Below are 23,533 nucleotides of genomic sequence, written 5' to 3' on the forward strand. Positions count from 1 at the left end.
TTTGATTTATGGACTTGTCATAAACAATGGCATGGTATCGAAAAGCCAAAGAAAACACGGACCATTGACGATATTATCCCACCAGGTATTTAGGAGGAGGTGAAGGCATGGCAGATAATTTTGGTTTAAAAATAGGTGTTGAAGGCGAGCGTGAATTCAAGAACGCACTGCGAGAAATCAATCAATCATTTAAAGTATTGGGCAGTGAAATGGCTCTTGTAACGAGTCAGTTTGATAAAAACGATAAATCCATTCAGTCAGTTACCGCTCGTAATGCTGTTCTAAATAAGGAAATTGACGCACAGAAGGAAAAGATTTCTACTCTTAAGGCTGCCCTTGATAATGCCTCCTCCTCTTTCGGTGAAAATGACCGCCGCACCCAAAACTGGCAAATCCAATTAAACAGGGCTCAGGCTGAACTGAATCTTATGGAGCGTGAACTTGAACAGTCCACAATTGAAGCGGATAATCTCGGTGAAGAGTTAGAGGATTCAGGTAAAAGTGCAGAGGATGCTGGTGGCAGGTTTGAAAAGCTTGGCGGTGTACTCAAGGGAATTGGTGTGGCGATGGGGGCGGTTGCTGTTGCAGCCGGAGCCGCTGCTATTAAGTTAGGTAAAGAAGTAGTCACTCAATTTGGAGAGCTGGAACAAAACCTAGGCGGATCAGAGGCGGTTTTTGGAGCATATGCTGCATCGATTCAGAAAACTGGTGAGGAAGCCTATAAAAATCTTGGTGTTTCCCAAAGTGAGTATCTTGCGACCGCCAACAAAATGGGTGCATTGTTACAAGGTTCTGGTATACAGCAACAGAGGAGTCTTGAGCTAACTGAAAAGGCCATGCAACGTGCGGCAGATATGGCATCTGTTATGGGTATTGATATGTCCTCGGCATTAGAGGCAGTCACTGGGGCGGCAAAGGGTAACTTTGATATGATGGATAACTTAGGTGTTGCGATGAACGCTACAAACATCGAAGCCTACGCTCTTGCAAAGGGTCTGGATTTTACTTGGAATACTGCAACACAAGCGGAAAAAGCCGAAGTAGCAATGCAAATGTTCTTTGAGAACACAGAGCAGTATGCAGGTAACTTTGCAAAAGAATCAACCGAGACAATCTCCGGTTCTATTGGGTTACTACAGGCCGCACTTGGTTCATTTACAGCTGGACTCGGTAATGCCAATGCTGATATGACGAATCTGACTGAGAATCTTGTGGAGGCTTTTGAGGCAGTTGTTACTAATATCGTACCGGTCTTGGAAAATATCGTAGCCGCCTTGCCAACAGCGACAGGCGCAATATTAGCGGCGGTTGCAGACTTGCTACCAATGCTTCTTGAATTGGTTACAAATATATTCGCGCAAGTACTGGAAACAATTTTGAGCCTTTTACCCGAACTTATTCCAGCGACGGTAAGTGCTCTAATGACGATTGTCGGTGCATTAATTGATAACCTTCCACTGCTAATAAATGCAGCAATTGAATTAGTAACAGCACTTGTGGAGGGAATCGGCATAGCGTTACCACAACTCATCCCTGCGGCAGTTTCTGCAGTTATGCAGATTGTCCAAGGATTGATGGATAACCTACCACTCATTTTGGATGCCGCTTTGCAGTTGATTATAGGATTAGCACAGGGATTGGTAGAGGCAATACCTCAGCTTATTTCTGCCTTACCGGTCATCATCAAAGCAATAGTGGATTTTATCATTGCATCTATTCCACAGATTATTGATGCGGGTATTCAATTATTGACCTCACTGGTCACAGCTTTGCCTACCATTATTACAGCAGTTGTGGAAGCAATTCCGCAAATTATCGATAGTATCATCAGTGCTGTTATAGGGTCGATTCCTTTGATTATTGATGCAGGTATCCGGCTTCTAATATCACTCATACAGGCATTGCCACAGATTATAACTACTGTTGTAGGTGCTATTCCCAAGATTGTTAGCTCGCTGGTCAATGCCATTATTGGTAACATCGATAAGATTATCTTAGCGGGTGTACAACTGTTTGTGGCACTGATTGCAAATCTGCCAAGGATAATCGTGGAGATCGTAAAAGCCGTACCGCAGATTATCTCTGGACTGGTTAGGGCCTTTACTGGCTATATCGGTCAAATGGCACAAGTGGGCGGCAATTTGATTAAAGGGTTGTGGAAGGGTATATCAGACGCAGGTGCATGGTTATGGGGTAAAATATCCGGGTTTTTCGGAAATGTTGTATCGAGGATAAAAGACTTTTTCGGTATCCGCTCCCCTTCAACTCTATTTGCTGGAATTGGCCACAACATGGGTGAAGGTATCGGTGTAGGTTTTGAGGATGCAATGACAGCAGTTTCAAGGGATATGCAAAATGCAGTACCAACTAGCTTTGATTTTAATTACAGAGGTGTATCTGGGCAAGGGAATGCTACAGGTGCAAGTATTACTCAAAATATTTCAGTTGTGACACCTAAGGCTCTATCAGAAAAAGAACTAGCACGGGAGTTTAAGAACCTATCCCGTAAACTGGCACTGGAATTGTAAGGGAGGTACGGCAATGGAACTAACATATACAAATAGAGATGGAGAGAGCATTACGCTTAAGCAAAGCCGACCGTACTTTCTTACGAAGGTAGACGGCACTGGCAATATGCGTCAAACCGTCAACACTTTCAAGGCGCCAGATCAGGATGGCGCTTTTTATATTTCCTCCACGTTAGATATGCGAAACATAACGATTGAAGGTACGGTTGTTGCTGATACTCCCGATGAAGCCTTTAAAAGGAGGCAACGATTCCTTAAAATATTCAGCCCAAAGCTACTAGGGACCCTTCAATACCGTGACCGACAGATATCCTGCGTGGTGGAGGAGGCAGGTTTTAGTGTTTCTAATCGGCAACGAATACCAAACTTCTTTGTCAGTCTACTCTGCCCATCCCCTTTCTTCGAGACATTAAATGAGGTGCGAGAGGAACTGGCATCATGGATACCGCTATTTGAGTTTGAATTGGAAATTCCTATGAGTGGGATGGAATTTGGAATGCGTCAGCCAAGTCAAATCATTACGGTGGAAAATATCGGTGATGTGTCCTGCGGATGTGAAATTGTATTTCGAGCTCTGGGTACTGTTACGAATCCTGAACTCTTAAAGATAGACACTGGTGAATACATTCGGCTTCTTACGACAATGGATGCCGGAGACGAGCTGCGTGTATATACTCATTTCGCCGGAAAGCGTGTAGTAAAAGTGGAGGGTTCTTCGATTACAAATGCTTTTTCGTTATTAGATACCACTTCGGCGTTCTTTCAACTTTCCGCTGGTCTTAACACACTGCGCTACGATGCTTCAGTCAATATGGAACTGTTAGAGGTTAGTATTTACTTTCGTCCGCAGTTTCTGGGGGTGTAAAAATGGAACTGTATATCTACAACTCAAACCGAGAGCTTGCGGGCATTGTGGAATCCTTCGAGTACTTGCGCTGGACGAGGCGCTATTCCCAGTGTGGCTCATTTGAATTAAAAGCGATTGCAACTCCGGAGAATACAGAACTCTTAAAGGAAGGGAATATCATCTGGAAAAATGATGATGAGGAAGCCGGGATCATTGAGCATCTGGAACTTTCTCAAACCGAGCATGAAATTATTACTGCAAGTGGTCGCTTTGCAACTTCCTTCCTTTCCCGCCGCATTGTATGGCAAACGGAGAAACTCTCTGGTGACATTTCTGTATGTGTAGAGCAGCTGATAAGTAATAATCTTATCAATCCTTCTGATGTAGCAAGGAAGATTTCGAACATAACCTTTTCTGCTCCAAACTTAAATGTTCCCATTAGCACACAGGTATCGTACCGAAATTTGATGGATGCTGTGACGGAACTATGTGTTGCATCGGATGTTGGCATTAAGACTGTGTTCACTCCTGCTACAGGGGTTTTTACCGTAGTGTTATATATGGGAACGGAATCACAAGCTGTATTTTCTAAGGAATATGAAAACCTTACAGAACAGATTTATACAATAAGTGCTGGAGATTATGCCAACACCGCCCTTGTTGGTGGTGAAGGAGAAGGTTCAGACAGAACTTTTGTTGCAATTACAAGTGGCTCTGGTGAGACAAGGCACGAAATGTTTGTGGATGCTAAGGACTTGCGGGCAGAAGACTTTGGTTCAGAATACATTGATACACTAATCTTTCGAGGTCAAAGTAAGCTGAGTGAGCAAGCCATACGCTATTCATTTGATACATCTATCAATCCACACGGCAATTTAACATATAAAGTAGACTTCGATCTTGGGCAGACTGTCAAAGTCATTTCCAAAGCCTGGGGTGTATCCATGACGACGCGCATCACCGAAGTCGAAGAAACCTATGACGCAGATGGACAGAGCATCAGCGTAGTGTTCGGAAAAGCGGAGTTGACAATCGCCCAAAAAGTCCGCTCTGAGTTAAGTGAGGTAAAAACAGCAATATCCGCTCCAACGGGCATATCTGAAATTGCACAGGCTTTAGGAGCCGTGGAGGATACGCTAGTAACAGTTGAGGAAACCTTAGGCGACTTGACGGAGGTAGATTCAGAGATTCAAGGAGACAACGTTGCATCTACTATTAACAATCTATATGGAAAATTACCTGCACTGGAGATTAATGTGGGTGGAGGTACTATATCGATTGGCCAATATGCGTTGTACCATATGAACCCTGGAGATGCCTTTTATTTCACTTCATGGAGCGGAAATAAGTTTAGTGACCAGCCAAGTGACGATGGGCATGTCTTTTTGATAAAACATAACGGTGACGATACGGGAAATGGCTATCAGAGGGCAATGGGTTTCTTCATTTCTCGCAATACCATGACATTCTATGTGATTTCCGTTTTCGTATTTGATAATCCTTCTGGTCAAGCAAACTGGCTTAATATCAATAACGAACCTGTAACTACTGCAAGAATTGCAAACGGAGCAGTTACAGGTTTAAAAATTGCAGACCGTACAATTACTGCTACTAAACTGGCTTCTTCCTTTAGCGATTATTCAACTACAGAACAAAACACAGGGCGACTATGGATAGATGGCAAGACGATTTATCGTAAACAGATAAATCTCGGTTCCCTTACAGATACAACACCAAAACATGTACCTCATGGTATAGCAAACCTCAGTACTGTTGTCAGTTTATCCGGCTTTGTCACGAACGGAAGTGTTTTCTTGCCACTGCCCCTTGCTCGGTATAACAACTTCGAATCGCAAATTGGTCTCTTCGCAAATAAGACCGACATTGTAGTCGAACCAGGCAATGATAGAACCGCGTATACAGGCTATGTAGTAATAGAGTATACAAAAACGATATAGAAGGAGGAGTGATTAATGGAGAAAAGTGGATTTTTCAATTCATCCGATGGGGATAGAGTCTATGATGCAACGGACTTCGCTGCATATTTTGGAAGCCTTGTTTCGAATGGTGTATTTTATGCGACACCAACAAACCTACTGGTATCTCCTGGGATTGGATTAGCAGTAACCATAGCACCAGGCAGTGCATGGATTAATGGTTATAGATATGAAAACACAGATGATTTAAACAAACCTCTTGCTACAGCAGATGGGAGCAATCCACGCATAGACCGAGTTGTGGTTCGCCTAAGCCAAATTACAAGAAGTATTCAGCTTGCCATTGTTACTGGTACTCCAACAGCATCGCCCATAGCCCCAGAACTGACAAGAACAAGTGATATCTATGAACTTGGTATTGCTGATATTTTAGTACCTTCTGCTGCTACGTCGATTTCAGCAAATAACATTGTTGATACCCGATTGAATACTAGTCTTTGCGGGTTGGTAAACTCGCTAGTTTCTGCGGTTTATGAATAGGAGGTGAATATAAGTGGCGGATATTAACGGCGTTACTCTGCAGGCGGGTTCCAGCCCAGCCGTTTATTACACGATTACTTATACTAAAAGTCGACCTAATAATAGTCAAATGACATACAACTTCACCATATCCGCTGCGTTGGGTTCATCAGGTTCCTTTATCCGTAGTGGTTATGCATTGCTTTGCACGATGACTGTAAATGGATCTTCTTCACAGGTGCGTATTAAAGCAGCGGACGGCGATAACTGGGAAGGGACCACACCAAGGATCAGATATGTTTCGGTGACCTGTGCTTCCACTACAGGTAATGCAAACCAGCCAGTCACATTTAAAGTAGTATCTGATGGACGATTGTCATTAACCTCAGGTGTGATTACCAATTCAAGCTATACGGTATTAAGCTCTCCATTGCTCACTACAGCTTGTGGAGCACCAACAACTTGTACGGTTTCTCCAACACTTGCAGAAGGGAATGTGACTCTTTCTTGGAGCGGGGCTTCTGGAGGTATTAATAATACGATTTCCAGTTATGAGATTCAATATAGTGATTCCGCCGATAACATCACATGGGGTGCATGGACTGCCCTGTCTACGCTGACCACCACAGCAACAAGTGGTAGTGTATCTGTTGCATCACCTCCTACCCGAGGTAATTACCGTAGATTTCGGGTGCGAACCCGTGGTTCAGCAGGTGCTAGTTATTACTCTGGCTGGAAAGTATCCACAAACAGCGTCCGCAGAAACACTGTACCAAAGCCAGCAACCACCGCTGTTGCCTCCCCTGCAGCATATAGTGATGAAACGATTACACTGACTTGGAGTGGAGCATCAAGTGGTACGAGTCCAATTAAGGGATACCAAATTGCCAGCCGTACTTCAACGGATAATAGTACTTGGAGTGCGTGGAATGTGTTGACTACGTTGACATTGGCGGCAAGTGGTGGCAGTTATAATCCAATAGTATCGAGGACTTCGGGAACATATACACAATTTGGTATCTGGACAATTGATTCATTGGATGTTTATTCAATAGAGAAAATCAGCAATAGCATTTATTGTAACGTCACAGCTTGTACAGCACCGACCCTTTGCACGGTAAGTGCAACATTATCCGAAGGAAATGTTACTCTCTCGTGGAGTGGGGCATCTGGTGGTGCAGGTAATGCCATCACATCCTATGAAATACAATATAGTGATTCACCCGATAACAGCAACTGGGGTGCTTGGTTGGCATTGGCTATCGTCAATACTTCAGCAACAAGCAGTATTTTAAATGTCAGTCCACCTACCACACGTGGTCATTATCGTCAGTTCCGAATAAGAACCCGTGGTACGGCTGGAGAAGATTTTTACTCAGACTGGGCTATATCAAGCAACACTGTTCGTAAAAATATACTGCCGATCCCGCCGACTACTTTTTCAGCAAACCCTCCTATATATGAAGCTAACACAATAAATCTTTCATGGAGTGGAACAGTACCTGGGACCAGTGCCATTAAGCAATATGTCATACAACAGGCTACATCGACAGATAGTGTGAATTGGTCGGCATACGAAGCACTGGCAACTATTGTTTCAAACAATTCTTCAGGTAACCTTCAGGTAAATGCCACACAGATAGCCGGTAGGTATACCCGTTATCGAATAAGTGTTACGGATGCACTTGATGCAGTTTCTGCTTTTGTAGTTAGCAACACGGTAAAGAAAAACAGCCCACCTGCAGCACCGGTAGTGGACTGTCCAATGTCTGGTAATTTTACTTATAACACCACACCACGTTTTATGATCACAACAGGTATTGAACCAGATGGACAAACACAAATAGTGGAGGTAAGGATTGATTCTGGTCCATGGCAAAACAGCGTAGATAATCCTGAGAGGTTTTCCATAAGCGGCTACCTTGGTAATGGGGTCAGGACCGTTTACCAAGCTGAACCGCTTTCAGTAGGAAGCCATACAGTTACTTTCCGTTGTCTTGACAGTGATATCGAATCGGCAAGCGCAGAAGTTGTTCGTACCTTCACGATTTTAGCATTACCTTTTGAAATCATCATTGCTAATGTAACACACGTAAAGGCATCGCATATTCAGACGCTTCGAACTGCTATAAACAGGGTGCGTAGCTATTACAATCTGTCCCCTGCAACTTGGAAAGAAGAGATTATCGCAGGAAAGACTACAATTAAGAATTGGCCATTTCATATCGTTGAAATACGTAAAGCAATAGATGAGATTATTTTGATGATTAATAGTTTTGATTCTTCCCAGGTATTCGATATACCACCTGTCACGTGGTTGCCTATCGGTTCAGGACGACCCAAGGCAGACGTAATGCAACAAATTCATGACCTAATAAAAATAATGTAAAGGTAACATTCAGCGCTCTTGTAATTGCAGGGGCGCTTTTCTATATGGACATACACGAAATGGAGGTGTCTTGAATGAAAGAAATTTGGAATTGGCTACAACTGGCTATTGCAGCTATAGGTGGATTTCTTGGGTGGTTTCTCGGAGGTTATGATGGATTTCTCTATGCATTGATAGCCTTTATTGTCATCGATTATGTCACGGGAGTACTCTGCGCCATTATAGATAAAAAGCTGTGTAGCGAAATCGGTGCTAAGGGAATTTTCAAAAAGGTACTCATCTTTGCAATGGTAGGTATCGCTCATATTATCGATACACAAATTTTAGGAAGCATTGGAGACAATAGTGGCGCTTTGCGCACAGCAGTAATCTTTTTCTACCTTAGTAATGAAGGAGTATCTATTTTAGAGAATGCTGGTCATATTGGACTGCCCATCCCAGAAAAATTAAAATCGGTTCTTCGGCAACTACATGGACGTGATGAAGAGCCACGTAAGCCAGGTGATGGAATATGATTGGCTCAGAATGTCTAATTAGAGGTGATTATAATGAATTTACGTAAACTAATACTTACAAAAAACGCTTGTTACAAGGCGGGCAGAACTATAAAACCCAAGGGTATCATGGTTCACTCGACCGGTGCCAATAACCCATGGCTCAAGCGATACGTTGGCCCAGACGATGGCTTGCTCGGGAGGAATCAATACAATAACCATTGGAATCAAGATAAACCTGGAGGCCGTCAAGTTTGTGTCCATGCCTTTATTGGTAAATTAGCAGATGGTTCCATTGCTACCTATCAAACATTGCCTTGGAATCACAGAGGTTGGCATGCTGGAGGAACTGCAAATAATTCTCATATTGGATTTGAAATCTGCGAGGACGGTTTGACCGATGCCTCGTATTTTAATGCAGTTTATAAGGAAGCTACGGAGCTTTGTGTATATCTTTGCAAACTCTATGGGTTTAGTGAGAAAGATATCATCTGTCACAGTGAAGGCTATAAACTGGGCATTGCCAGTAATCATGCGGATGTGATGCATTGGTTTCCTAAGCATGGAAAGAGTATGAATACCTTTCGAGCAGATGTGAAGAAGTTACTTATCACAGAAAATAAACCATCAGAGCCAGTGAAAAAGAAATATTATCGTGTGCAGATCGGTGCATATTTGGACAAAGCAAATGCTGAGGCACAGCTTGCCAAAGCTAAAAAGGCAGGCTTTAAGGATGCATTTATTAAGTATGACTAATCAATTGGCAAGCTAAAAAGCGGTGCTCCTAGAATTTCATCGGGTTCCCAAATAAAATATTAAACTATTAGATTTATCCAGCCTGTGGGGGTTCTTCCCTTGCAGGCTCTTTTTTTATGCTCTGATTCACGTTAAATTTTACAAATCCTCAACTTCGACCTGTTCCCACGGCTATTAGGTAGGAGGTGTTTCCTAGTGAATCAGCACGAGGATAAAAAAGTTACAAAAATTTCAGACGAGATTATAGACAAAAGTATTGAATTAAAGAGGGTATCACAGGAACAGCTACAGCGTGAGTTTGATTATATCCAGGCAGAAAACATGCTAAGAAAGATGCTCGGAAAAGGCTTAATAACAGAGGTGGAATTCAACAAGATAGACGCTCTAAATCGCCAAACTTTCTCCCCCTTTTTAGCGGAGATAATGCCATGAAATCGTTGATATATAAGGGTTTCAGAGGTAATATGTGACCTACCAAGAAGGAGGTGAGAGGATGAAAAAGATAACGAAAATAGAAGGAAATACGGCCAATTCTTTTATTAAGCCAAAAATACGAGTAGTTGCCTACTGCCGAGTTTCTACAGGCAGTGATGAACAACTTGTCAGCTTGCAAGCACAAAAGGCCCATTATGAGAGCTACATAAAGGCAAATCCAGAATGGGAATACGCAGGCTTGTATTATGACGAGGGAATCAGCGGCACGAAAAAGGAAAACCGCTCTGACCTACTTAGAATGTTATCAGACTGTGAAACTGGAAGAATTGACTTAATCATTACAAAGTCAATTAGCCGATTTGCGAGAAATACTACAGATTGCTTGGAGATGGTTCGAAAACTGATCGACCTTGGGGTTCATATCTATTTTGAGAAGGAAAACATCAATACGGGTTCAATGGAAAGTGAATTGATGCTCTCCATTTTAAGTGGACTTGCTGAAAGTGAGTCAATTTCAATTTCTGAAAATACGAAATGGGCAATTCAAAGACGATTCCAAAACGGAACCTTTAAAATTTCCTACCCACCGTATGGATATCAAAACATTGACGGTCAGATGATAGTAAATCCCAAGCAGGCTGAAGTTGTAAAGTATATTTTTGCAGAGGTATTATCGGGCAAAGGCACACAGAAGGTTGCTAATGATCTTAATCAAAAGGGTGTCCCTTCAAAAAGAGGAGGTCGTTGGACGGCTACTACTATTCGAGGGATTCTAACCAATGAAAAATATACTGGCGATGTTATTTTGCAAAAGACTTATACTGATAGCCATTTTAACAGGCACACCAATTATGGTGAGAAAAATATGTATCTAGTAGAAAACCACCATGAGGCAATTATCAGCCATGAAGATTTTGAAGCTGTAGATGCCATTCTCAATCAGAGAGCAAAGGAAAAAGGCATCGAAAAGCGCAACAGTAAATATCTAAACCGATATTCTTTCTCTGGCAAAATTATCTGCTCGGAATGTGGCAGTACCTTTAAAAGACGGATTCATTCATCTGGTCCAAGAAAATACATTGCTTGGTGCTGCAGTAAGCATATAAGCAATATAACGGAATGTTCTATGCAGTTCATTCGAGATGAAGATATAAAGACTGCATTTGTTACGATGATGAATAAACTCATATTTGGTCAGAAGTTCATATTAAGACCACTTTTGCAGGCGTTACGTAACCAGAACAATGCAGCGAGTTTTCGTAGAATTGAAGAGCTGGAAACTAAAATTGAAAACAACATGGAGCAGAGCCAGGTACTGACAGGTTTAATGGCCAAAGGGTATCTGGAACCTGCTCTGTTTAATAAAGAAAAGAATGCACTGGAGGCAGAAAGAGAAAGGCTTCTTGCCGAAAAGGATCAACTTACTCGTTCCGTCAATGGCAATTTTGCAAAAGTAGATGAAGTTGACCGTCTGATTAAGTTTGCCACTAAGTCCAAAATGCTCACAGCTTATGAGGATGAGTTGTTTGAAGATTACGTAGAGAGGATTATGGTCTTTTCACGGGAGAAAGTAGGTTTTGAATTAAAATGTGGAATCACATTGAAGGAAAGGTTGGTGAATTAGATGGGTCACACACCCTATGGATATAGAATTGAGGATGGAAAGGCTGTTGTGGATGAAAAAGCTTCTGAGCAGATAAAAGAATTATTCTCAGGTTACTTGGCAGGCCTTTCTTTGAAGGAAGCTGCTAAAAAAGCTGGGATAGATTGTTATCATGGCACAGCAGGTAAGATGTTACAGAACAAGCACTACCTTGGCGATGAATTTTACCCTCCCATTATTGATGAGGAGACCTTTGAAAAAGCCAGGGTGGAAAAACGAAAAAGAGCAGAAAAGCTCGGAAGGATATGGGAACCTAAAGATGTGCCGGAAACGACCTACCCTGTAAAGTTCAAAGCAAAACCTCTAGTGCAAAAATATGAAGATCCATACAAGCAGGCCGAATATGCCTACAGTTTAATAGAAAGTGAGGTGTAACAAGTGGCAGTGAGTAGGAATGTCACAGTAATTCCGGCAATTAAACGAATCGGAAACAATAATAATAATAGTGAAAGCAAACCCAAAACACGAGTAGCTGCTTACTGTCGTGTTTCAACGGATAGTGAAGAGCAGGCTTCAAGTTATGAAATTCAGATTGAACATTATACAAACTATATTAAGAAGAACAAGGAATGGGAATTGGCAGGTATTTTTGCGGATGACGGTATCACAGGTACAAATACCAAGAAGCGTGAAGAGTTCAACCGTATGATTGAAGAGTGTATGGCAGGAAAAATAGACATGATCATCACAAAATCCATCAGCCGATTTGCCAGAAACACGTTGGATTGCCTTAAATACATTCGTCAATTAAAGGATAAAAACATCGCCGTATTCTTTGAAAAAGAGAATATTAACACCATGGATTCTAAGGGCGAAATCATGCTGACCATTATGGCTTCTCTTGCCCAACAGGAGAGCCAATCCTTAAGCCAGAACGTAAAGCTAGGTATTCAGTATCGCTATCAACAAGGTGAAGTTCAGGTCAACCACAAGCGTTTCCTTGGGTACACCAAGGACGAAAACAAGCGACTAGTCATCGACCCAGAGGGTGCGGAGGTTGTTAAACGGATTTATAGAGAGTACCTTGAAGGAGCTAGTCTTTTACAAATAGCAAGAGGACTAGAAGCAGACGGTATTCTTACAGCGGCAGGCAAAGCTAAATGGAGACCAGAAACACTGAAAAAGATATTGCAGAATGAAAAGTACATCGGTGATGCCCTTCTACAAAAGACTTATACGGTTGATTTCCTTTCTAAAAAACGGGTCAAGAATAACGGCATCGTTCCCCAGTATTATGTAGAAAACAGTCATGAGCCGATTATTCCAAGGGAGCTTTTTATGCAGGTTCAAGAAGAAATGGTTCGAAGAGCCAACCTGCGTGGCGGTAAAGGCGGTAAAAAGAGAGTCTATAGCAGCAAGTATGCTTTATCGAGTATTGTGTACTGCGGTCATTGCGGCGATATTTACCGACGGGTACATTGGAATAACCGAGGATACAAGTCTATTGTTTGGAGATGCGTCAGCCGATTGGAGGAAAAAGGGTCTGAATGCATGGCCCCAACCATAAACGAGGAAACATTGCAGACAGCAGTGGTCAAGGCCATTAACGAACTTTTGGCTAACAAAGAACCCTTCCTCTCAACCTTGCAGAAAAACATAGCTACTGTATTTAATGAAGAAAATGATAATGCCACTGACGATATTGATGGCAAATTGGAAGAATTACAGCAACAGCTTCTTATACAAGCAAAATCAAAGAATGACTATGAAGAAGTGGCTGACGAAATTTATCGACTTCGGGAGTTAAAGCAAAATGCACTTGTAGAGAATGCAGAGCGAGAAGGGAAAAGGCAACGAATCGCTGAAATGACTGATTTTTTGAATGAGCAATCCTGTGAGTTGGAGGAGTATGATGAGCAATTAGTAAGGCGACTTATTGAAAAAGTAACGATATATGAAGAAAAGCTCACTGTAGAATTCAAATCAGGTGTGACGATTGAGGAAATGATATAGATTATTGGGTCAACCGCAATTAAGGAAAATATCGCCCTTTGGCGGTTTTTCCTGCTTTTATATTTTTTATATTGAATATATCACCTTATTGTGTTAAAATGTACGATGATACAAATAAGAATTTAGGAGGAACCGAAACTATGACAGCCTCAATGCGTTTAAGATAAGCTGGCAATAAAAAAGGCAGAATCTATCCCCGATGATAGGCTTTTTTGTTGTGCTTATTTATACGATATTGAGCATTCATTAGTTACGGTGAGGATATAGGCTATTTAACTATACCTTTATTTAGCTATGTCTTTAATATGAATGTTTCCAAGTTGTATGTATGCAGACCAAAAGCCACATTGTGGATTTAGGCCTGCATTTTTTATTGCCTAGAATGCTATTCAAAATAGAAATTCAAGCAAAATAATATGCAGGAGATAATATAAATGGAAAACAACAACAATTGGAAACTTAAGTTTTATACAATATGGGCAGGGCAGGCAGTATCATTAATCACTAGTGCTATCCTGCAAATGGCGATTATTTTTTACCTTACAGAAAAAACAGGATCTGCGATGGTCTTGTCTATGGCTTCACTAGTAGGTTTTTTACCCTATGCGGTCTTTGGACCTGCAATTGGTGTATTAGTGGATCGTCATGATAGGAAGAAGATAATGGTTGGTGCTGATTTAATTATCGCAGCAGCTGGGGCAGTGCTTGCTATTGTTGCATTGTATATGGAGCTACCTGTCTGGATGGTTATGGTAGTATTGTTTATCCGCAGCGTTGGAACAGCTTTTCATACCCCAGCACTCAATGCAGTTACGCCACTTTTAGTACCAGAAGAGCAGCTGACGAAATGCGCAGGCTATAGTCAGTCTTTGCAGTCTATAAGCTATATTGTTAGTCCGGCGGTTGCAGCATTGTTATATTCTGTTTGGGAATTAAATGCTATTATTACCATCGATGTATTAGGTGCTGTGATTGCGTCTATTACGGTGGCAATTGTACGTATTCCTAAGCTGGGCGATCAAGTGCAAAGCTTGAAACCAAATTTCATAAGAGAAATGAAAGAAGGAATTGTCGTACTGAGACAAAACAAAGGATTATTTGCCTTATTACTCTTAGGAACACTATATACGTTTGTTTATATGCCAATTAATGCACTATTTCCTTTAATAAGCATGGAATACTTTAATGGAACACCTGTGCATATTTCTATTACCGAAATCGCTTTTGCATCTGGAATGCTAGTAGGAGGCTTACTATTGGGGAGATTAGGAAGTTTCAAAAAGCGTGTACTACTAATAACAGGTTCGTTTTTTATAATGGGGGCCAGTTTAGCCGTTTCAGGAATACTTCCTCCAAGTGGATTTGTTATATTTGTAGTTTGCTGTGCAATAATGGGGCTTTCGGTGCCGTTTTATAGCGGTGTGCAAACAGCTCTTTTTCAGGAGAAAATTAAGCCTGAATATTTAGGACGTGTATTTTCTTTGACCGGAAGTATCATGTCACTTGCAATGCCAATTGGGTTAATTCTTTCTGGGTTCTTTGCTGATAGGATCGGTGTAAATCATTGGTTTTTACTATCAGGTATTTTAATTATTGGCATTGCTATTGTTTGCCCCATGATAACTGAGGTTAGAAAATTAGATTTAAAATAAACAATATTGGAGGGATATTTATGTATCTTATTTTCATGTAATTCTTCCTGCTTAAATCGCAGGGTTTTCCCTGCGTACAAGCAAATGAAAACATGCGATTATAGACAGGAGGATAATGTTATGGAATTGATATTAAAAGCAAAAGACATTCGTGTGGAATTCAAAGGACGCGATGTTTTAGATATAGATGAATTAGAAGTATATGATTATGACCGTATTGGTTTAGTGGGAGCAAATGGTGCAGGGAAAAGCACTCTACTCAAGGTACTTTTAGGAGAATTAACTCCCCCAGGATGTAAATTGAATCGTCTGGGTGAACTTGCCTATATCCCTCAGTTAGACGAAGTAACTTTGCAGAAAGAAAAAGATTTTGCACTTGTAGGAAAGCTTGGTGTTGAACAATTAGATATACAGACCATGAGCGGTGGTGAAGAAACAAGGCTTAAAATAGCACAGGCTTTATCAGCACAGGTTCATGGTATTTTAGCGGATGAACCTACGAGCCATTTAGACCGTGAAGGAATTGATTTTCTAATTGGACAGCTAAAATATTTTACAGGTGCACTGTTAGTTATTAGCCATGACCGTTATTTTCTTGATGAGGTAGTAGATAAAATATGGGAACTGAAAGATGGCAAAATCACTGAGTATTGGGGAAACTATTCTGATTATCTTCGCCAGAAAGAAGAAGAACGCAAGAGCCAAGCTGCAGAATACGAACAATTTGTTGCAGAACGTGCCCGATTGGAAAGGGCTGCAGAGGAAAAGCGAAAACAGGCTCGTAAAATAGGACAGAAGGCAAAAGGTGCTTCAAAGAAAAAAAGTACTGAAGGCGGAGGGCGTTTAGCTCATCAAAAATCTATAGGAAGTAAGGAAAAAAAGATGCATAATGCCGCTAAATCCCTAGAACATAGGATTGCGGCCTTAGGAAATGTAGAAGCTCCAGAAGACATTCGCAGGATTCGTTTCAGGCAAAGTAAAGCATTGGAGCTCCACAATCCATATCCTATTATCGGTACGGAAATTAATAAAATATTTGGAGATAAGGTATTGTTTGAAAAAGCATCTTTTCAAATTCCGCTTGGCGCAAAAGTAGCATTAACTGGTGGTAATGGAACCGGAAAATCAACTTTAATCAAAATGATCTTAAACCATGAGGATGGAATATCTATTTCACCTAAGGCAAAAATAGGCTACTTTGCACAAAATGGTTACAAGTACGACAGTAATAAGAAAGTATTGGAGTTTATGCAGGAAGATAGTGATTACAATGTTTCAGAAATTCGTTCAGTGCTAGCCTCGATGGGGTTTAAACAAAACGATATTGGGAAAAGTTTATCTGTTTTAAGCGGCGGAGAAATTATAAAATTGTTGCTAGCTAAAATGCTTATGGGCAGATATAACATCCTACTAATGGATGAACCAAGCAACTTCCTTGACATACCAAGCTTAGAGGCTTTGGAAATTTTAATGAAGGAGTATGCTGGAACTATAGTGTTTATCACCCATGACAAACGGTTGCTTGATAATGTGGCTGATGTGATTTATGAAATTAGTGATAAGAAAATAAATCTGAAACATTAAACGTAAGGTAGTCGCTGGTCAGAATAGGCTTCTCTGGCTGGCGGCTTCATTGTTAAAGTAAAAAGACTTTTTTCTTTGGCAAACATTACATTAATGAATATTAAAATAATTTAAATAAGGGAGGTTGGTAACAAACCCTTTACCAAGCAACGCAAGAAAGCGTGAACTAAGACTTTGGGCAATGACAATTGAAGATATATATTTAGGTTGGGAGCAAAATGCAATCGTTAATATTAATAAATGGAAAGAGCAATTAATGAAAAACTTTTAGACTCGGGCCTTTCTACCACGGCGGAAAAGGGAACTTAAATCCGAGGCACTCTTAAATAGAGTGTCCCTTTCGTAAATTGAGTGGTTGCTTGGGTCGATATGTTCCCGTCTACCGATAGCTCTAAAAATGAAGTAGATATGTTTCCGAGAACAGGCATACTCAAATGACATTCATTCTGTCCTCTCGAGTCATGTGGAGTGTGTGGCGTTGCTAAATTTAAATGAAACAAAACAGGATTAACAAAACATATCCTCCCGAAATTTTTTCGGGGGGATTTTTTTCTACTTAAAAAGGAATGTGTTGTTTTGGCTTGCACCGCAAACCCCCTATAATAACAATCTTCCGCCGCCGACATCTTCGCTGTATGTCGCTCGCTTTTTGATTTACCTTTTCAATAGTTCCTGCTGTATTGGTTCTGCAGGATTGTATCCTAATTTAGGAATAGTGACAAATACGGGATAAGAATATGAAAGTAAAGCGAATTTTATTTTGCTTGCAGTTGAATATGTTCACTTTGATCATCCCAATCAATTGTTATAGTGATTACATCTTCCGAAGTAAATGAAGGGCTGTTTGAACTCAAATCTTTGTTTTTATATCGTCCTTCAATATCCATGGTAACGTTTCTTGCACCAAATGAATTACCATCAGTCGTATTGGTATGAACTGTATAATTAAACGATTCTACCGGTTCTGTTCCTTTATAATCAATTTGAAGCTGTTTTTCTTCGGAACCATTTAGAATATCCACCACTAATTCTACTGACCAGTTTGTACTAGAACCATTGAATTGAAGGGATGAATCTTCGCTTTGACATGCTGCTAGTAGTAAAGTCAGTGCAGTGAGTATAAAGAACTTTTTCAAGTCATTCTCCTTCCCCCATAACAGAACGCATGGATTGTTTTAATGTCAGCCCTAGGTAAACCTATTGTTAACTATAGCATTATTCTAAAAACAGTCCGGTATTTCCTTCACAGTTTTCTTCAAAAACATAACTAAATGAAACGCTGGTCCCTTCCTTATGTTTCAACTCTTTCCTCAGATGCTAATGGGTATTTCAAACGAAAAAAGATCGATCTATATTCGTACTGTTTTCTTCAGAGTTATAGTACTAGAAAAGTATGGAATCTATATAATCAATATGGCATAATTATTTGTATTATATTAACTTTTACGAAAGAGGTATTTTATTGAAAATAAAATTTTTATTACTACTGAAAGGGAACGATACTGAATCCCGCCTAGAAAAAAGGAGGAGCATATGACGCGAAACGAAGTTGTCCCAACTTGTGATGAAATTTTGCTTTCAACCATTTCAAATTTATATGGGTTGGAAGAATATCAAACTGAACTGATTTCCCCGCACGAGGGAGGGAGAAATGTAGTTTATAGCTGTGAAAAAGAGGGGGAAGAAACAAAAATAATTAGGGTTTCTTGCTTAAACGATCGAAGCCTGGAGGATTATCTCGCTGAAGTAGAATATATGAAATACCTATTCTATCATGGTGGCAGTGTATCAAATGTTGTCAGTTCATTGGATGGGAATATGGTGGAACCAATTCACTCTGAAGGCAAGACGTTCTTTGTCAGTGTATTTGTAAAAGCTAAAGGAAAATTGTTAGTGGAAAACAATTATAGATACCGGGATGGCGTAGATATAACGGAGTACTATTATAATTGTGGCAAGGTCCTTGGTAAACTCCATCAGTTATCCAAAGAATATACTCCTGTTCATCGCAGATATGATTTTTTTGACAAATACAATGAAGCCTACATCGATGAGCTGATTCCCGCCACACTGCCCTTGCTTAAGACCAAACTGAAAGAACTGATTCAATCAATGAAAAACATCAGCCGAACTAAAGAAAGTTACGGTATGATTCATTTTGATTTTAATGACGGGAATTATTCGATTGACTTTGATACCGGGCGAATTACGGTGTATGACTTTGATAATTCCTGTTTTGGCCATTATATGTATGACCTTGCTGATCTTTGGACCCTAGGGGTGGGGTGGATCCAATTCGAGCCTGATCATCATAAACGTAGAAAGTTTATGGAGGATTACTTCAAGGTCATTCTTGACGGGTATAGGTCCGAAACTGAAATTACTGATGCTTTGCTACATGAGTTGCCAGTATTTATTAATGCAACAATTATGGAGAATATCCTAGATGCGTTTCAGGTAATGAAGAATAATAAAATGAATCCAGTGTGTGATGAGGAGTTACTGTATCTTATCAAGTGTGTGGAGGAAGACATTCCGTACAGGGGTTTCTTCGATGAGATCTATTCATGCGAGGCACCCTTTGAAATTGAAGAACAGAATGTATAAATAAAGTGGCGCTATAAGTAACGCACAAGCAAAAAAAAGCAGAGGCATCCGAGAATTGCTGGTGAATTCTTCGGACTACCTTCTGCTTATTTGATTACTTGGGTATGGAATCATCTTCATTGAGGTTCAAAAAACGACTCACGGTCTTTACATAGTCACTCTTCGGATACTTTTTATATAAATCGCTCGCCAAACGAATCGGATCGCCGAAAAAGTACCGTTCGTATTGGGTTTGTCTTGTTCCGAATGAACTCATCGTCAGATCCCACGCTAACCGAAAGATTTTGACCCGTTCCTCTGCGGTCTTCGTGGCTCCTTGGAGATATAAATGGAGGTCACTTCGTATGGCCGAATGAAAGGCGTTTTCGGTTGGCAGGTTAATCATTCCGCTTGCACCGATCAGCTGGATAATTTCGCTGAACCGAGGATAGATTTTAGGAAAAATGGTTCCTGCAACTTGAAGCGGGAAAATTTCAGGGCGCATATACCCCCATTCATCTACCGATGCATTGTTCTCCGACTTCTCCAACAAGGCTCTCATTGTTTCGAGTCCCGTGATGATTTCTGACATCTTTTCTTGAATATGCGGATATTCGCTAATTTTGATTGTTTGGATCAAATGCTCAGCAATCCCTAGGATGAACTCTGTTTTAACAATTTGGCGAGTGACAACCTGGTGCTTGGCAAAAGGATGGAACGAGCTTTGAGTCGGAAACTCTTCAGCTGCTATGGCATTGTTGTAATAAAATACTCTATTCCAGGGTACTAAGACATGATCAAAGACAACTATGGAATCCATCTCCTCAAACCGCGAGCTTAACGGGTGATCAAAGGAAGATGTACCGCCTAGAAAGCTGTCCCTGCAAATAAACTTCAGACCTTTCGTATTGGAAGGGATTGAAAAAGCGAACGCTTCGTCTTCATTAAATAGAAACTTCCCAACGCTGAATACTAATACCTCATCTGTTAATCCGCCTTGCGTCGCTAGCAGGCGAGCCCCTTTAATAATGAGTCCCTTTTCATTTTTCTCAATTACTTTTGCAGCGATGGGCTCATCGGTATTTTCCATATAGATCGCTGAACGATTCACTTGTGGAGAAATGAAGGTGTGAGTAAAGGATAAGTCATTTTCCCGGGCCATTTCATAAAATGCTTGCAGGTGATTTGGGAAACAGTAGTCTTTATTAATGAAAAAAGAGGCTGAGGAAGCAAAGCTCATAAGCACCGTGTTTAAATAGTCTGGGGTTCTCCCCATAATCCCGCCTGAATACCGAGCCCAATGTTCCATCATTTTTCTTCGTTTGAGTAGGTCCTCTTTCGTTTTTGGCTGCAAATAGGAAAGGCCAATGCGTTCTCCGGATTCCGCTGAAATATAAGTCATTTCATCAATGAATCTCGGGTCAAGCTGCATATCATAAAGAGCCGCTTTTGACTGAATCAGTCCCTTGAAGGCGGGATGTTCAGAGACCGGCCCCTCCACTTTTTTACCGTCATACCAAATCTCATTATGTAGCTGATTTAATCGGTTTATATAATCTTTCCCGTTAATTGCTCCCATATTTCACTCCCCAATTTTAAACAAATGAACAAGATTTTATAAAGTTAATCTATGTATATAGAGCTTGTACATATACCTTTGTTGCAGATGCTGGCATTTCGCCACATTCTATATTAGTTGAAGTTCACGGTTTTACAGAGGGGTGATGTAGAAGAAGCCAAGCAACGTTTCCTGTGCCTATATGCGCGGTTTACCGTCTGGTATGCGTTTCTCGGGTTGATAATTGCGCGGTTGTTTGGCTGTTATGCTCGCTTTGGCTGGTTTATGCGCAGCTGTGCGAGATTATGCGTGCTTGGTTATGTTTAATGCGCGGCAGCTGTACGAAGAGCTGTAAATGGAGTATTCTTTGTATGAGCTGCCAATCCGTGGTAAATGGGTTGGTGATCATAGGAGGGCTGGAAGGGGAGGAAATGGGATGGAGCAATGGCTAAATGTCCAAACGTTGATTTGGCTCTTTCCGATTGTGTTTGTGCTTCATGATTTGGAAGAAATCATACTGGTTGAAAAATGGATGGTTAAAAATTCAAATGTTTTTTATGATAGGTTGCCCAAAAAGTTGGCTGATCGGGTAATAAAACAGTTTTCCATGACAACGGCTCAATTTGCCGTAGCGGTCGTTGTTATTTTTCTATTTGTCAGCAGCTCCACTTATATGGCAAGTCAATATGTGAATGAAGGGCCGCTTGGCAACATTTATTTTTTTACCATCATGATCACTGTTTTCTTCGTTCATGTTTTTACACACATTGGCCAGTCCGTTCTTCTCAGATCCCTGACACCTGGCGTGGTTACTTCTATTTTCATTGTCCTTCCTTACACGTTGATTTTGTACATATCCTTGTTTGATCATCAAGTGATTACTTGGAACACCATTTATATCAGCCTGCCTTTCATCCTATTCATCATTCCAGTTGTGCTGTTTGCTCATTGGGTTGGGAAAAAAGCAGTCTAGAATTGCGGTATTGACAGACAAATAGAACTTTTTATTTCGCCGTAATTTCCAGTAGTAAAGGACCATGCTTTTCTGCTACACTATAAAAAAATACTTTAAGCCGGTCCTGTGAGGCCGAAAAGAGTAGCTGAATAGCCGTGTTGATTTGTACTCGGGATGGTGGATGGAAGATCGTCTGCTGAGTTCAAATGTCGATATCTTGTTTATTCATGCCCTTTTGTCCTTGCAGACGGAAGGGTATTTTATTTTGCCTACACCTAGAGGCAGCTCTTTTTAAACCGGTTCTGTGAGGCCGGTAAGGGGAATTGGATCAATCCATTCTTTCAAAAAGAGGCGCAGTACATCTTGAGTACACTGGAGGAATACGGAATGGATTATCGGAAGAAGACGGTAGTGGCGTCTGTTACAGGTTTGACGCTGGAAGGCATGGACATTATGTTTATCTCGTTTGCCATGTCGTTGATTATTGCAGAATTTCACATTGACCTTGCAACAGGCGGGTTGATTTCATCTATTACGAATATCGGCATGCTTCTCGGTGGAGTTGTGTTTGGGATATTGGCGGATAAGTATGGCCGCGTTAGAGTGTTTACGTATACGATTATATTATTTGCAATCGGCACAGCGTTGACAGGACTTGCGACAAGCATTGAGCAAGTGTATGTATTCCGGTTTATCGCGGGAATCGGTGCAGGCGGTGAGTATGGAATCGGGATGGCGCTTGTAGCTGAGGCGTGGCCGAAGAATAAGCAAGGCCGTGCATCTTCTTATGTTAGTGTCGGCGCGCAATACGGCGTCATTTTGGCAGCGTTGCTCAGCGCGATCATCTTGCCGACTTTAGGATGGAGAGCGCTATTCTTTGTTGGTGTTCTGCCTGTCATCTTCGCGTTTATCGTCCGCAAGAATTTGGATGAGTCGCCGGAATGGATTGCTGCACAGAAAATGAAAAAGACGGCAAAAGCGGATAAAGGAAAGCTTCTTCAGTTGTTTGAAAATCCAAGAACAACATGTACAACACTTGCGTTGATGCTCATGGCGACAGTTCAAATTGCAGGCTACAACGGCTTGATGATTTGGCTGCCATCCATGCTGCAGAAGTCACAAGGCTTATCGGTTTCCGGTTCTGCGCTTTGGACAATCAGTACAGCAGTCGGCATGATTATCGGGATGCTGACGTTTGGCCGGATCATGGACCGGTTTGGGGCGAAGCGAGCGTATGGCATGTTCTTACTTGCTTCTGCTTGCGCGGTGTTTCTGTATGCCAGTGCGACAGGGGCTGTCATGGTGCTCTTAGGCGGAGCCATTGTCGGTTTCTTCTCCAACGGAATGTTCGCAGGGTACGGCGCGTTGATCGGCAGCTTGTATCCCGTTGAAATCCGGAGCACAGCGACAAACACGATTTTCAACATCGGACGGGCAGTCGGCGGATTTTCCCCGCTCCTGGTCGGCTATATTTTGCAAAGCTACGATATGAAAGTGGCAATGCTTTACCTAGCAGGCTTGTATTGTATCTCCTTCGCAGTCATGCTGACGGTAAAGAGAGCAAATGCGCAGAAGGTTACCGAAGCGGTTGCTTAACAAATAAAAATGCCAGGCACTCATCATAAGATTTGAGTGCCTGGCGTTTTTTATTTCAGTTCTAAAGTAAGGATTGTAAGG

Annotated in this window: 18 protein-coding genes; 16 read left to right on the forward strand and 2 right to left on the reverse strand. The window is 41.2% G+C overall.

Annotated elements, in window-relative coordinates; translation table 11 throughout:
• The first annotated feature begins 107 nt into the window (after window positions 1–107).
• From ACSW3C_RS13135 to msr(D), 13 genes are all read left to right on the forward strand, one after another.
• Window positions 108–2,528: a phage tail protein gene (locus ACSW3C_RS13135; protein ID WP_340704941.1), complete on the forward strand. Its 2,421-nt coding sequence runs from the start codon at window positions 108–110 to the stop codon at window positions 2,526–2,528.
• 13 nt (window positions 2,529–2,541) lie between these two features.
• Window positions 2,542–3,393 carry a phage tail family protein gene (locus ACSW3C_RS13140; RefSeq protein WP_340704942.1) on the forward strand — a complete coding sequence of 284 codons (852 nt, stop codon included), beginning with the start codon at window positions 2,542–2,544 and terminating at the stop codon, window positions 3,391–3,393.
• Window positions 3,394–3,395: 2 nt separating this feature from the next.
• Entirely contained in the window at window positions 3,396–5,333 is a 1,938-nt protein-coding gene (locus tag ACSW3C_RS13145) for a siphovirus ReqiPepy6 Gp37-like family protein (protein WP_340704943.1), read from the forward strand.
• Window positions 5,334–5,348: 15 nt separating this feature from the next.
• Window positions 5,349–5,852, forward strand: a complete 504-nt coding sequence (locus ACSW3C_RS13150; RefSeq protein ID WP_340704944.1) for a hypothetical protein — start codon at window positions 5,349–5,351, stop codon at window positions 5,850–5,852.
• 13 nt (window positions 5,853–5,865) lie between these two features.
• The gene (locus ACSW3C_RS13155) at window positions 5,866–8,220 is read left to right on the forward strand and encodes a phage tail protein (RefSeq protein ID WP_340704945.1); all 2,355 of its coding nucleotides are present in this window, start codon (window positions 5,866–5,868) and stop codon (window positions 8,218–8,220) included.
• A 74-nt stretch (window positions 8,221–8,294) separates the two neighbouring features.
• On the forward strand, window positions 8,295–8,735 hold the full coding sequence (locus ACSW3C_RS13160) for a phage holin family protein (RefSeq protein WP_340704946.1): 441 nt from the start codon (window positions 8,295–8,297) through the stop codon (window positions 8,733–8,735).
• A 33-nt stretch (window positions 8,736–8,768) separates the two neighbouring features.
• Window positions 8,769–9,470 carry an N-acetylmuramoyl-L-alanine amidase gene (locus ACSW3C_RS13165; protein ID WP_340704947.1) on the forward strand — a complete coding sequence of 234 codons (702 nt, stop codon included), beginning with the start codon at window positions 8,769–8,771 and terminating at the stop codon, window positions 9,468–9,470.
• 195 nt (window positions 9,471–9,665) lie between these two features.
• Entirely contained in the window at window positions 9,666–9,902 is a 237-nt protein-coding gene (locus ACSW3C_RS13170) for an SHOCT domain-containing protein (RefSeq protein ID WP_486563087.1), read from the forward strand.
• A gap of 61 nt (window positions 9,903–9,963) precedes the next feature.
• A complete protein-coding gene (locus tag ACSW3C_RS13175) occupies window positions 9,964–11,529 on the forward strand; it encodes a recombinase family protein (RefSeq protein WP_340704949.1) in 1,566 nt (521 codons plus the stop codon).
• Window positions 11,530–11,943: a recombinase family protein gene (locus tag ACSW3C_RS13180; RefSeq protein ID WP_340704950.1), complete on the forward strand. Its 414-nt coding sequence runs from the start codon at window positions 11,530–11,532 to the stop codon at window positions 11,941–11,943.
• 3 nt (window positions 11,944–11,946) lie between these two features.
• Window positions 11,947–13,521: a recombinase family protein gene (locus ACSW3C_RS13185; protein ID WP_340704951.1), complete on the forward strand. Its 1,575-nt coding sequence runs from the start codon at window positions 11,947–11,949 to the stop codon at window positions 13,519–13,521.
• 434 nt (window positions 13,522–13,955) lie between these two features.
• Entirely contained in the window at window positions 13,956–15,173 is a 1,218-nt protein-coding gene (gene mef(A), locus ACSW3C_RS13190) for a macrolide efflux MFS transporter Mef(A) (protein ID WP_340704952.1), read from the forward strand.
• A gap of 120 nt (window positions 15,174–15,293) precedes the next feature.
• Window positions 15,294–16,757, forward strand: coding sequence for an ABC-F type ribosomal protection protein Msr(D) (gene msr(D) / locus ACSW3C_RS13195; protein WP_340704953.1), 1,464 nt, complete (start codon window positions 15,294–15,296; stop codon window positions 16,755–16,757).
• Between the two features lie 755 nt (window positions 16,758–17,512).
• On the opposite strand, the gene ACSW3C_RS13200 is transcribed toward msr(D), so the two are convergent.
• Window positions 17,513–17,893 (reverse strand): hypothetical protein, encoded by a 381-nt coding sequence (locus ACSW3C_RS13200; protein ID WP_486563088.1) that lies wholly within the window; start codon window positions 17,891–17,893, stop codon window positions 17,513–17,515.
• 397 nt (window positions 17,894–18,290) lie between these two features.
• On the opposite strand from ACSW3C_RS13200, the gene ACSW3C_RS13205 reads away from it, so the two are divergent.
• Window positions 18,291–19,364, forward strand: a complete 1,074-nt coding sequence (locus tag ACSW3C_RS13205; RefSeq protein ID WP_486563090.1) for a phosphotransferase enzyme family protein — start codon at window positions 18,291–18,293, stop codon at window positions 19,362–19,364.
• 94 nt (window positions 19,365–19,458) lie between these two features.
• On the opposite strand, the gene hpaB is transcribed toward ACSW3C_RS13205, so the two are convergent.
• Window positions 19,459–20,922, reverse strand: coding sequence for a 4-hydroxyphenylacetate 3-monooxygenase, oxygenase component (gene hpaB / locus ACSW3C_RS13210; protein WP_486563092.1), 1,464 nt, complete (start codon window positions 20,920–20,922; stop codon window positions 19,459–19,461).
• Between the two features lie 415 nt (window positions 20,923–21,337).
• Here hpaB and ACSW3C_RS13215 point away from each other — a divergent pair, with 415 nt between their 5' ends.
• Complete coding sequence (locus ACSW3C_RS13215; RefSeq protein WP_486563094.1) at window positions 21,338–21,874, forward strand: HXXEE domain-containing protein; 537 nt, start codon at window positions 21,338–21,340, stop codon at window positions 21,872–21,874.
• A 369-nt stretch (window positions 21,875–22,243) separates the two neighbouring features.
• Window positions 22,244–23,452: an MFS transporter gene (locus tag ACSW3C_RS13220; RefSeq protein WP_486563096.1), complete on the forward strand. Its 1,209-nt coding sequence runs from the start codon at window positions 22,244–22,246 to the stop codon at window positions 23,450–23,452.
• Window positions 23,453–23,533: the final 81 nt, after the last annotated feature.

This window comes from Sporosarcina sp. AD_1, from assembly GCF_057373025.1.